This is a genomic window from Streptomyces torulosus (assembly GCF_001419765.1).
In the GTDB taxonomy this organism is placed as follows: Bacteria; Actinomycetota; Actinomycetes; order Streptomycetales; family Streptomycetaceae; genus Streptomyces; species Streptomyces torulosus.
The window spans coordinates 1-11,537 of the sequence record NZ_LIRK01000606.1; the positions used below are offsets into that span (position 1 = coordinate 1).

General features: G+C 74.6%; 8 protein-coding genes. 4 read left to right on the forward strand and 4 right to left on the reverse strand.

Annotation, left to right across the window (positions count from 1 at the left end; genetic code table 11):
- The 3 genes from AOK23_RS34835 to lanKC all read right to left on the reverse strand — a co-directional run.
- On the reverse strand, positions 1–1,514 hold a 1,514-nt coding region (locus tag AOK23_RS34835; RefSeq protein ID WP_079049879.1), incomplete at its 3' end, for an ABC transporter transmembrane domain-containing protein.
- Positions 1,515–1,746: 232 nt separating this feature from the next.
- The gene (locus tag AOK23_RS34840; RefSeq protein WP_055716533.1) at positions 1,747–1,863 is read right to left on the reverse strand and encodes a SapB/AmfS family lanthipeptide; all 117 of its coding nucleotides are present in this window, start codon (positions 1,861–1,863) and stop codon (positions 1,747–1,749) included.
- 83 nt (positions 1,864–1,946) lie between these two features.
- A complete protein-coding gene (gene lanKC / locus AOK23_RS34845) occupies positions 1,947–4,703 on the reverse strand; it encodes a class III lanthionine synthetase LanKC (protein ID WP_055716534.1) in 2,757 nt (918 codons plus the stop codon).
- Between the two features lie 254 nt (positions 4,704–4,957).
- Between lanKC and AOK23_RS34850 the strand changes: the two genes are divergently transcribed.
- Positions 4,958–7,378, forward strand: coding sequence for a SpoIIE family protein phosphatase (locus AOK23_RS34850; RefSeq protein WP_055716535.1), 2,421 nt, complete (start codon positions 4,958–4,960; stop codon positions 7,376–7,378).
- Positions 7,379–7,390: 12 nt separating this feature from the next.
- Positions 7,391–7,894 (forward strand): metallophosphoesterase family protein, encoded by a 504-nt coding sequence (locus tag AOK23_RS34855; RefSeq protein ID WP_055716536.1) that lies wholly within the window; start codon positions 7,391–7,393, stop codon positions 7,892–7,894.
- A gap of 37 nt (positions 7,895–7,931) precedes the next feature.
- Here the strand turns inward: AOK23_RS34855 and AOK23_RS34860 are convergent, their stop codons facing one another.
- Entirely contained in the window at positions 7,932–9,035 is a 1,104-nt protein-coding gene (locus tag AOK23_RS34860) for an XdhC family protein (RefSeq protein WP_055716537.1), read from the reverse strand.
- 170 nt (positions 9,036–9,205) lie between these two features.
- Here AOK23_RS34860 and AOK23_RS34865 point away from each other — a divergent pair, with 170 nt between their 5' ends.
- Together AOK23_RS34865 and AOK23_RS34870 are read left to right on the forward strand one after the other, a co-directional pair.
- On the forward strand, positions 9,206–10,177 hold the full coding sequence (locus AOK23_RS34865) for an LLM class F420-dependent oxidoreductase (RefSeq protein ID WP_055716538.1): 972 nt from the start codon (positions 9,206–9,208) through the stop codon (positions 10,175–10,177).
- Between the two features lie 137 nt (positions 10,178–10,314).
- Positions 10,315–11,367 carry an aldo/keto reductase gene (locus AOK23_RS34870; RefSeq protein WP_055716539.1) on the forward strand — a complete coding sequence of 351 codons (1,053 nt, stop codon included), beginning with the start codon at positions 10,315–10,317 and terminating at the stop codon, positions 11,365–11,367.
- The last annotated feature ends 170 nt before the right edge of the window (positions 11,368–11,537 follow it).

Genomic DNA, 11,537 nt, shown 5'->3' on the forward strand with positions numbered 1-11,537 from the left:
CCGCCCGAGAGGGGGGCCTCCGCGCAGCGGGTGGCGTAGCCGTGGGGGAGGCGGTCGATGAAGACGTCGGCGCGGGCGGCCCCGGCAGCCCGGCGCACCCGGCCGGGGGAGGGGCGGGAGACGCCGAGGGCGATGGTGTCCTCGATCGAGTCGCCGAGCAGGGCGGGCCGTTCGAACGCGTGGGTGATCGCTGCGCGCAGCTCCCGGCGGTCCAGCGCGCGCAGGGGCACACCGTCCAGCCGTACCTCTCCCTCGTCCGGGTCGACCAGACGTCCGGCGACGGCGGCGAGCAGCGACTTGCCCGCGCCGGAGCGACCGACCACGGCGAGCGTGCCCCCGGCCGGTACGACGAGGTCCACCCCGTCCAGGACGGGGCGCGTGCCCCGGCGGACGGTCACCCCGCGCAGCTCCAGCCGCCCGCACCCGGACGGCGGCAGCCGGCGTTCCCCGTACCCGAGCGGGGGCTCGGCCAGCACCTCGTCGAGGCGCCGGGCCGCCGCCCGGGCGCGGACCAGCCCGGAGAGCTGTCCGACGAGGACACCGACGCCCGCCGCCAGCACGGCGTAACGGGACGCGGCCAGCAACTCGCCCACCGACACCTGTCCCCGGGCGAGCAGCGCACCGGCGGTCGCCAGCACCCCGATCTGGAGCAGCGGGGCCACGGCGGCCGCCTGCGCGGCGGCGCGCCCCTGGACCCGCCACATGCGGTGGCCCTCGCGGGAGAGTTCCGGCAGAGGGCGCAGGACGCGGGCCACGGTCCGGCCGGCGGTTCCGGCCGCCGCGATCGTGCGCGCACCGGCGACGGCCTCGGCCAGTCCACCGGCGATACGGCCCTGGAGCTCCTGGTAGCGGGTCACACAGGCCGTGGAGTCACGGGCGAGGCCGCGCAGCAGCAGCGCGAGGACGGGGGCCCCGACCAGGAACACCCCCGCCGGCCACGGGTCGATCAGGGCGAGCGCCACCACCGCGCCCACCGGCCCGGCGAGCGCGGCGAGCAGCGCGGCCACTGTGGCGGGGGCCGTCCCCGCCTGCGCGGCGTTCCCCACCAGACGTGCCACCAGGTCCCCGGGCCCGTACCGGGCGAGGGCCCGCGGGCCCACCGCCAGCACGTGCCCCGTCAGACGCCGGCGCAGCCAGGCCGTGGCCCGCGCGCTCGTCGTCCCGCCGACGACGGTCTCCACCGCGTCCAGCACGGCGAGGAGCAGCATCAGCGTGGCGCACCACAGCACCCAGCGGGTCGCCGCAGGGTCGGCCGTCAGCAGGAGGTCCAGGGCGCGGCCCAGGGCGACCGGCAGCACCAGGTTCGCCCCCGTGGTGGCCAAGGCCACCAGGACGAGGGCGGCGCAGCGGCGTCCGGAGTACCGCACCGTCGTGGACAGCAGGGCGTCGGACGCGGGCGGCGCGGTCGATGTGCCCGACGCGCGGGCGCGGGCCGTGGCGGGGTCGGTGGACGTGGCGGCCGGACCGTGACCACCCTGTTCGGCGTGACCACCGGGTTCGGTGAGGGTCGTCATACCCGTCCTGACGTGGGACCGAGGGGAACTGCCAGGGGACTGCCGAGGTCGGCGCTCCACCCGGGCGGGAGGAGCCGTACGGGGCCGGACATGCGCAGGGCCCGGACGGCCCCTCCCCGGACTGGGGAGGAGGGACCGTCCGGAGCCGTGGCACGACCCCGCAGCCGCGGAAGCGACCGCGGTGCCGCGCCGATGCGACGGAAGACCGTCCGGGGGCTGCCGCCCCGGTGGGTCAGAGGCAGAGACTGATGCTGGCCGCGCTCACACACGACAGCACGCTCAGGGAGCTGGGCCCGCCGGTGCCCGTGGTCTCGTCGGCTTCCATCGTCTGCAGGTCGAGGAGTGCCATGTCGTTTCCTTCGGTTGGGTCCCCCGAAGGGGACTTGGGGACGGGTGGTGCGTCACGACTCCGTCAGAGCGCGGAGCCGCGTCTCAGGGCCGCCGTGGCGGCGGAAGGAACGGCAGGTGCGGCCGGGCGTCGTCGGCGAGCGCCGCGCCGAGTGCCAGCAGGCACCCCGCCGTTCCGGTACCGAGGTCCATGGAGAGCCGCATCAGGTGACTGCCGGGGAAGGCGAGTTGCCCCTGGTACGGCATGGCGTGCCAGCCGAGCGCGTCGATCTGCTCCCCGATCAGGCCACGGGGCGCGCCCGTCCGCGCGAGATGGAGGATCATCCCGGCCCGGCCGTCGAAGAGGCCGGGCTGCACGTAGAAGCGGTAGGTGGCGGCGGCCAGCACACCCGCACGGGCCCGCTCGAACTCACCGGAGGCACCGGACCCGGCAAGGAGCCCCCTCGCCGCCAGGTAGTCGTCGAGGACCATGCCGACGCCCGCCCCTCCGTCGCCGAGGTACGGCATCGTCCGCCAGCCCTCGTCGACGGCCAGGCCGCCGTTCTTCTGCTCGATGAGGCACTCCAGGTCGAGCCGCAGGGCGTCGCCCGCCGCGTCGAGGAGCGCCCGGTCGCCCGTCGCCTCGTACCGGCGGAGCAGGAAGAGCGCGGGACCGCTCGCGCCGCGCAGCAGGCCGGCGCGTCGGCGGGGCGGCGCGGGGCGGGGCTCGGCGAGGCGCCGCACGAGGAGCGCCGCGATCTCGTCGGCCCGTTCGTCCAGCTCCGTCTCCCCGGTGGCCCGTGCCAGGTGCCCGAGGACCAGTCCGAGTCCGGCCAGACCGCCGCGCAGGTCGGAGGAGAGCTTGTGCCACTTCTCGGACAGGACGCCCTCGACGAGGTCGAGGGCCCGCTCCCGGTGACCGAGCAGGTCCAGGACGTGCGCCACCCCGGCGAGCCCGTCGTACAGGCCGAGCGGAGTACCGAGGGGCACCGGGTCGGTGTGGTCGAGCAGCCAGCGCTCGCCCTCCTCGTACCGCTCGGCCCCCGTCACGGCCAGCGCGTACAGCACGCCGGCGGCGCCGTGGGCGAGGCCGAGACCGCCGCCGTCCGAGAACTGGGCGACGTCACCGGGGAAGAGCCGGTCGTCCCGCTCCGGTGTGGCCGACGCCAGGATCGCCTTGACCATCGAGTCCCGGCTGTACGGCCAGTCCACGGGCTCGGCGAGCGACGCGAACGGCGAGGCCCCGGCGGGGACGACGGAGGCGACGCCGCCCACTGAACCAAGCCCCCGTGCCTCGCTGCTCACTGCGCCGCGCCAGCGTGCGCCGTCGCCGCGCGCCGCGCCACGCCCCCGCCCGACGCCGCCGCCCGCTTCGGCACGCCCGTGGCCGGCCGAGGCGCTCCCGGTGCCCGCGCCCGCCCGTACGATCTCGGCGACCGCCTCGTCCAGGAACCGTCGCGGCACGCCCGGGAACTGTCCCGCGATCACCTCGGCCAGATGCGCGGCCTTCGCCCGGTCGATCACGAGGAGCGAGGTGACCGGCAGGAACAGCGCGAGGCGCAGACAGGCGAGGGCGTAGCGGTCGACGTCGGGGCCCGTGCGGTCCGGGGGTGCCAGGAAGCCGGGGTGGGCGACGATCTGCCGGCCGTTCTCCTCGGCGGGGGCCGCCGCCTCGAAGTCCAGCAGGGACACAGACCGCTCGTCCGGGGCGACCATGATGTTGAAGACGTGCAGGTCGTTGAAGACGATCCCGCGCGCGTGCACCGCCTCGACCGCCTCCTCTACGGCCCGGTGGACGCGTAACGCCCAGTCGGTGTACGCGGCCACCGCGTCCGGGTCGGGATCGGAGGCCAGCAGCGGGTGCCGTTCGGCGACGTACGAGTTGAGCGGGCGGCCCTCGACGAAGTCCATGACGAGGAAGCGGTGGTCGCCGAGGGTGAACCAGTCGCGGACCTCGGGCACGACGCCCAGCCCCGACAACCGCTCCAGCGCGGCCCTCTCCCGCTCCAGCCGGGTCACCGCGTCGGCCCCGTCGGCGGCCAGCCCGGCGTGCGGGCGCCCTTCCTTGAGGACCACCTTGCGCCCGTCACGGGTGTCGGTGCCGACGTAGACCCCGCCGCCGTTGGAGAAGTGCAGGGCCTTCTCGATGCGGTACGGCAGATCGCCGACCGTGGTGGTGTTCCGCGCCGCCAGCTGCGGTGCGAGGAACGCGGGCAGCGTCACCCACTCGGGTACATGGAAGGTCGGCTTCCGCTGGTCCGGCACCAGGGTGCCCGAACCGTCGCGGACCGCCGGGACGAGCGAGCCGCGCTCGTCGACGACGAAGGACCGGGCGAAGGCGCCGTAGCGGACGTAGAGGGGCCCCTCGTTCCAGCGCAGGTCGGTGAGGATGTACGGGCCGTCGAGGCCCTCCAGGAGCGTGCCCAGTTCCCGCAGGACGAGATGCAGCTGCTCCTCGTCGGCCGGGTAGACCGTCACGAACTTGCCGCTGGTGTCGCGGCCCGCGTACTTGGCGTTGCGCAGATGCAGCAGATGCGGGCCGGGCACGAACTTGAACGGGATCAGCCGGGGCACGCAGTAGTCCCACACGGTCGCCGCGATCCGCTCCGCGTTCGCCCGGGTGGCGGAAGCGTGCACCTTCCAGCCCTGGGTGGGCGCGGGGCGCGGACGGCCGGCTCCGTCGACAGGGGTCAGGGTCAGCCAGTCGCCCATCCGGGCGGCCCGCCAGCCCTCGGGCACCGCCCGGCGGGCCGTCTCGTACTCGGGCGCGGTCGTGCCGGCGCGCTCACCGGCCGAGAGCCGGTCCGGTGTCTCGTAGAAGTGTCTGTCGGCGAGCGCGTACGCCTCGTACCGCTTGTCCATGCGTGTCCCCCCGGGTCGTGTGAGCCGTGTCCCTGGGCCGTGTGCCGTCGAGCCTTCCAGCCGGGCGGGGCGGCCCGACAGTCACGGCTGTCACCAGAAAGCCGTCACGCGTGTCACGCGATCACCGTGCGGAACGCATGCGTAAAGACTTGTTCGGGGCGTTTCGATCCCCGCTGTGCGCGATGTGTGTTCCGGTCCCCCCGGAACGGCCACAGGGGCTGCGCGAGCGTGCCGGAAGCGCTCTAATTGCGGACGTGGTCAGTGAGGGCGCGGCGGGACGCGGAACGAGGAAGCCGCGTGCCGAACTTGCGCTCGCGGCCCTCGCCGACGACCTCGACCCACGCGACCGCCTCCACGCCATCCTCGAACAGGTGCTCGTCTTCACGGAGGCGACGTTCGTCGCCGTCTACACCCCGGACGACGAGGGCGAACGGCTCTCCCTGACCGCGTCGGCCGGCGTCCCGACGAACCTGTACGGGCTGCTCGACAGCTATCCCACCTCCGGCGCCACCTCCCTCGCCGAGGCGGTCCGCACGGGCCGGCCGGTGTGGCGCGGCTCCGCCGACCTCGTCCAGGACGCGGACGCCCGCCGCTCGGTCGTAGGGGAGTTCTCGGTGGGGGTGCTGCCGCTGGACGAGCGGGGCTGCCTGCTCGCCGTGAGCGACGACCTGGACGGCTTCGCCGCCGAGGACCGGCGGTGCCTCGACCTGTTCGCGCGGGCGGTCACCCGGGCCGCCCCGGCCCCGCCGCTCGGGCCGGGCGCCTCGTTCGACCTGGCCATGGACACCGGACAGGTCGAGGTCGACGACCAGCTGCTGGAGCTGTTCGGGATCGGCCCCGACGACTTCGAGGGCCGGGTCGAGACCCTGCTCGCGATGACCGTGCCCGAGGACCTGCCCGCCGTGATGTCCGTCGTCGAGGCGGACCACATGTCCATCGGCGACCGGGAGCTGGAGTTCCGCATCCTGCAGCCCTCCGGCGAACAGAAGTGGCTCAGGCTGCGTGGCCGGCTGCTGCCCGGCGGCGAGGACCGCCCGGCCCGCCTCGTCGGCACCGTCGCCGACGCCTCCACCCTGCGTACCGGACGCGGCGACGTGGCCCGCGTCCAGCGCCTCGCCGCCGCCCTCGCCACCGCCGGCACCGTCCGGGACGTCAGCCAGGCCGTCGTCGCCGCCCTCCGCAAGCCCCTCCAGGCGGACCGGATCGCCCTCGCCGAACTGGAGGGGGACCGCCTCGTCGTCACCGTGCTCGACCCGCCCCAGCCCGAGGCGTGGCCCGAGGTCTGGCGCACCGAGTGGCGCTCCGAATGGCCCGACGCGCCCGTGCGCACGATGCCGACCCTCGCCACGGCGCTCCGCGAGGGCCGCGCCGCGATCTGGCCCGCCGACGCCGATCTGGAGCCCGCCCTCGCCGAGGTCGGACCGGGCGGCCTCGCCGTCCTCCCGCTGCCGGCCGGCGGCCGGATGGCCGGAGCCTGCCTGATCGGCTGGGACAGCCCCCACGACTTCGGCCCCGAGGAACGCGCCCTGCTCACCGCCGCCGCAGGCCTGGCCGGTCAGGCCCTGATGCGCGCCCACGCCTTCGACGCCGAACACGAACTCGTCGGCATGCTCCAGCGCACCCTCCTCCCGCGCCGTCTGCCGCAGCTGCCCGGCGCGGTCGCCGTCGCCCGCTACCTGCCCACCACCGCCGGGCTGGAGGTCGGCGGCGACTGGTACGACGTGATCCCCCTGTCCGACAACCACGTCGCGTTCGTCATCGGCGACGTCCAGGGCCACAACGCGGGCGCCGCCACCCTCATGGGCCAGATGCGCACCGCCCTGCGCGCGTACGCCGTCGAGGGGCACCCCCCGGACGTCGTCGTCGCGCACGCCAACCGCCTCCTCGTCGACATGGAGACCGACCTCTTCGCCACCTGCTGCTACGTCGACATCGACATGGAGGAAGGCCTGGCCTGGTACGTCCGCGCAGGCCACATCCCGCCCGTGCTGCGCCACCCGGACGGCACCGCCGAGATCACCGAGTCCGACGGCGGACCCCCGCTCGGCGTCCTCCGGCAGGCCGACTTCCCGATGGCCTCGCTGCGGCTGGCCCCCGGCGCCCTCCTCGCGCTCACCACGGACGGCCTCGTCGAGTCCACGGACCTCGACGTGGAGGACGGACTCGACCAGCTCGCCGCCGGCCTGTCCGCCGCCGACCCCGCCCACCTCGGCGTCGTCGCCGACACCCTGCTCGGCGGCGCCAACCGCGACGACGACGTGGCCCTGCTCCTCGTCCGCTACGACGGCATGGCCGTGCGCCCGCGCCGCGAGAACTGGACCGTGTGGCGGGTGCCCCAGGCGGTCGGCCAGGCCCGCCGCTACACCCGGCGCGTCCTGCGGGCCTGGGACATCCGGGACGAGGCGGACGCCGTGCTCCTCGTCGTCTCCGAACTCGTCACCAACGCCCTCGTGCACACCGACGGCCGGGTCCGCCTCGACCTCACCCTCCTCCACGACCGGCTCCGCGTCGCCGTCGCCGACACCTCGCCCCGTACGCCGATCAAACCGACCAGCATCGGCTGGGAGGCCACCGGCGGCCGCGGCATCCTCCTCGTCGAGGCCATGGCATCGGCCTGGGGCACCGTGCCGGCGAGCGGCGGCAAGCAGGTGTGGGCGGAGATCCCCATCGGCTGACACCCTGGTGGTGTGCGCCTGCTCCTGATGTCCGACACCCACCTGCCCAAGCGCGCCAAGACGCTGCCCGAGCGGCTCCTGGCCGACCTGCCGCACGCCGACGTGGTCGTCCACGCCGGCGACTGGGTCGACGAGGCCACCCTCGACCTCCTCGAACAGCGCTCCCGCCGTCTCATCGGGGTGTACGGCAACAACGACGGCCCCGCCCTGCGCGCCCGCCTCCCCGAGGTGGCCCGAGCCGACCTCGACGGACTGCGTCTCGCAGTGGTCCACGAGACGGGCCCGGCCCAGGGCCGCGAACGCCGCTGCGCCGACCGCTTCCCCGACACCGACGTCCTCGTCTTCGGCCACAGCCACATCCCCTGGGACACCACCACCGACACCGGCCTGAGGCTGCTCAACCCCGGCTCCCCGACGGACCGGCGCCGCCAGCCGCACTGCACCTACATGACGGCGACCGCGGCGGACGGCGAGCTGAGGGACGTACGCCTGCACCGGCTGCCGCCCCGCACCTGACCCTGACCGGGGCCCGTCGCGGTCGCCGTCACGGCTTTCACGGCGTCGGCGGATGGATCACCCCGGACGTCGCCGTCAGTGGCGCCCCGCTGCCGCCCCATCTGAGCGCGACGATCTCGGCCGCGACGGACACCGCCACCTCCTCGGGCGTACGGGCGCCCAGGTCGAGGCCGACGGGGGAGCGCAGCCGGGCCAGCTCGGCGTCGTCCAGACCGGCCTCCCGCAGCCGCCGCATCCGGTCGTCGTGCGTACGCCGGCTGCCCATCGCCCCGATGTACGCGGCCGGCCGGCGCAGCGCCACCTCCAGCAGCGGCACGTCGAACTTCGGGTCGTGGGTCAGGACGCAGACGACCGTGCGGTCGTCGGTGGGCGTCCCGCGCAGAAAGCGGTGCGGCCACTCGACGACCACCTCGACGGGGTCCGGGAACCGCCGCGGCGTCGCGAAGACCGGCCGGGCGTCGCACACCGTCACCCGGTAGCCCAGGAAGACGCCGATACGGGCGACCGCGGCCGCGTAGTCGATCGCGCCGAACACCAGCATGCGCGGCGGCGGCGCGAACGAGTGCAGGAAGACGGTGACGGTGTCCTCACGCCGCTCACCGCGCGGCCCGTAGTGCCGCTCCACCGTGGCGCCCAGGGCCAGCTCCCCGCGCGCGTCGGCGGCGACCGCCGCGTCCAGCCCGGCCGCGCCGAGGGAGCCGGACACCGCCTCCGGCCGGACGGCGAGGGTGGCGCCGCGCGGCGCGGGGCCGTCGACGACGGTCGCCAGGGTCACCGGCCGGCCGGCGGCCACGGCCCGGACGACCTCCCCCAGCGCCGGGTCCTCCTCAGGTGTCACCCGCCGCACCAGCACACCGATCTCCCCGCCGCAGGTCAGCCCCACCGCGAACGCGTCCTCGTCGCTGTACCCGAACGTCTCCAGCCGCGCCTGCCCGGACGCCACCACCTCCTGGGCCAGCTCGAACACCGCGCCCTCCACACAGCCGCCGGACACACTGCCCACGACCTCGCCGCCGGGGCCGACCGCCAGCGCTGCTCCCGGTTCGCGGGGCGCGCTCCGGGTGACCGTGACGACGGTCGCGAGACCGAACGGGGCGCCCGCCGCGTACCACTCGCCGACCGCCGGGAGGACCTCACGCATGGCCGCGCTCCTCTCACCACCCCCGCGGTTCCAGCGTCCGACAGTTCCGCCTCCGCCGCCCCTCCGCCCTGGAAGCCCCGAGCCGCCCAGCCACGGGGAGCGCGCCTCATCTGTCCCAGGAGGCGCGGACGGGCTGTTTCGGACCCGCCCCGGTCGGGGACCCGGCAGCCATGGTGCACATCGGATACACGATGATGACCGAGCAGGCCGGTCCCCGTGAGCTCGTCGACCATGTCGTCCGGGCCGAGGACGCGGGCTTCGACTTCTCGGTCACCTCCGACCACTACTTCCCGTGGCTGCGCTCGCAGGGCCACTCGCCGTACGCGTGGAGCGTGCTCGGCGCCGCCGCGCAGGCCACCTCCCGCATTCCCTTGATGACCTATGTGACCTGCCCGTCGTTCCGCTACCACCCGGCGGTGGTGGCGCAGAAGGCGGCGACGATGCAGTTGCTGTCCGAGGGGCGGTTCCGGCTCGGGCTCGGCTCGGGCGAGAACCTCAACGAGCACGTCGTGGGCGGCGGCTGGCCCTCCGTCGACGTACGGCACGAGATGCTGGAGGAGGCCGTGGAGATCATCCGGGCGCTCTTCGAGGGCGGCCATGTGACCCACCACGGTTCCCACTTCGACGTGGAGTCCGCCCGGCTGTGGGACCTGCCGGACGAGACGCCGCCCCTCGGCATCGCCGTCTCCGGCGAGCAGTCCTGCGCTCTCGCGGGCCGGCTCGCCGACCTCGTCATCGCGACGGAGCCGGACGCCGGACTGCTGCGGGCCTTCGACCGGCACGGCGGCGAGGGCAAGCCACGCGTGGGGCAGTTGCCGATCTGCTACGACCCCGACCCCGACACGGCCGTCAGGCGCGCCCACGACCAGTTCCGCTGGTTCGGCAGCGGCTGGAAGGTCAACTCCGAGCTGCCGCACCCCGATTCGTTCGCCTCGGCCACCCAGTTCGTCCGGCCCGAGGACGTCGCCGAGTCCATCCCGTGCGGCGACGACCCGGACGCCTTCGTCGAGGCCGTACGCCCCTACGCGGAGGCCGGGTTCACCGAGATCGCGCTGGTGCAGATCGGCGGCGAGTCCCAACCCGCCTATCTGGACTGGTCGGAGAAGACATTGCTACCCGCACTGCGCGCCGCCTTCGGTTGACACCGGCGGGACGGGCGGGCCGACCCGGGGTGGGACGGCGGGAGCCGAGGTTGCCCGCCGCCCGCCCTTGCGGTCGAGCGCACTCCAACTCCTAGGCTGACGCTCCCGACCCACCCCACCTGCGACGGAGCAACGGCATGCGCTATCGAGTCCTCGGCAAGACCGGCATCGAGGTCAGCACCCACTGCCTCGGCACGATGATGTTCGGCGCCGTCGGCAACCCCGACCACGAGGACGGCGCGCGCATCATCCGTGCCGCGCTCGACGAGGGCGTCAACTTCGTGGACACCGCCGACATGTACTCGGCCGGGGAGAGCGAGGAGATCGTCGGCAAGGCACTCAAGGGGGTGCGCGACGACATCGTGCTCGCCACCAAGGTGCACTTCCCGCTGGGTGAGGGACGCAACCGCAGCGGCAATTCGCGCCGCTGGATCGTCCGTGCCGTCGAGGACAGTCTGCGGCGGCTGGACACCGACTGGATCGACCTCTACCAGGTGCACCGCCCGGACCACACCACCGACATCGAGGAGACGCTGTCCGTCCTCACCGACCTGGTGCGGGCGGGCAAGATCCGGGCGTTCGGCTGCTCCACGTTCCCCGCGGAGGACCTCGTCGAGGCGCACCACGTGGCGGAGCGGCGCGGACTGATGCGGCTGCGCACGGAGCAGCCGCCGTACTCGATCCTCGCGCGCGGCATCGAACGGGCCGTGCTGCCCACCGCGGAGCGCCTGGGCATGGGGGTGCTGACCTGGTCGCCGCTCGCCTCGGGCTTCCTGTCCGGCGCCTACCGCGAGGGGCGGCCGGTCGACCTCACCGCCGGCCGGCCCAGGCTCACCCCGCACCGCTTCGACCCGGCGCTCCCGGGCAACGCGGAGAAGTACGCGGCCGTCGAGCGCCTCGTCGCCCTCGCCGAGGAGATGGGCCGCACCCTGCCGGAACTGGCCGTCGCCTTCCCGCTGGTGCACCCGGCCGTCACGTCGGTCATCATCGGCCCGCGCACGATGGACCAGCTCACCTCGCTCCTCAAGGGAGCCGACGTGGTGCTCGACGACGCGGTGCTCGACCGGATCGACGAGATCGTGGCGCCGGGCACGGACCTCTACCGCGCCGACGGCGTCTGGCAGCCCCGCCCCCTCACCGAGCCGACCCTGCGCAGGCGCCCGACAGGCGAGCGAGCGGCCACGGACTGACCCTCGCCAGAGGGCGATGACGGCCGCGCGGGCCAGGGCCCTTCGCGACGTCCCGGGGGCCGCTTGTGTTTCGGCCTCAGTGTGGTCCGCGCACCGAAAAGCAGGCCACGCCTTTCGGTCAGCGCCGAAAGGCCGTGGTCACAGCCCCGTTCGCAGAACCGCGTGACCCA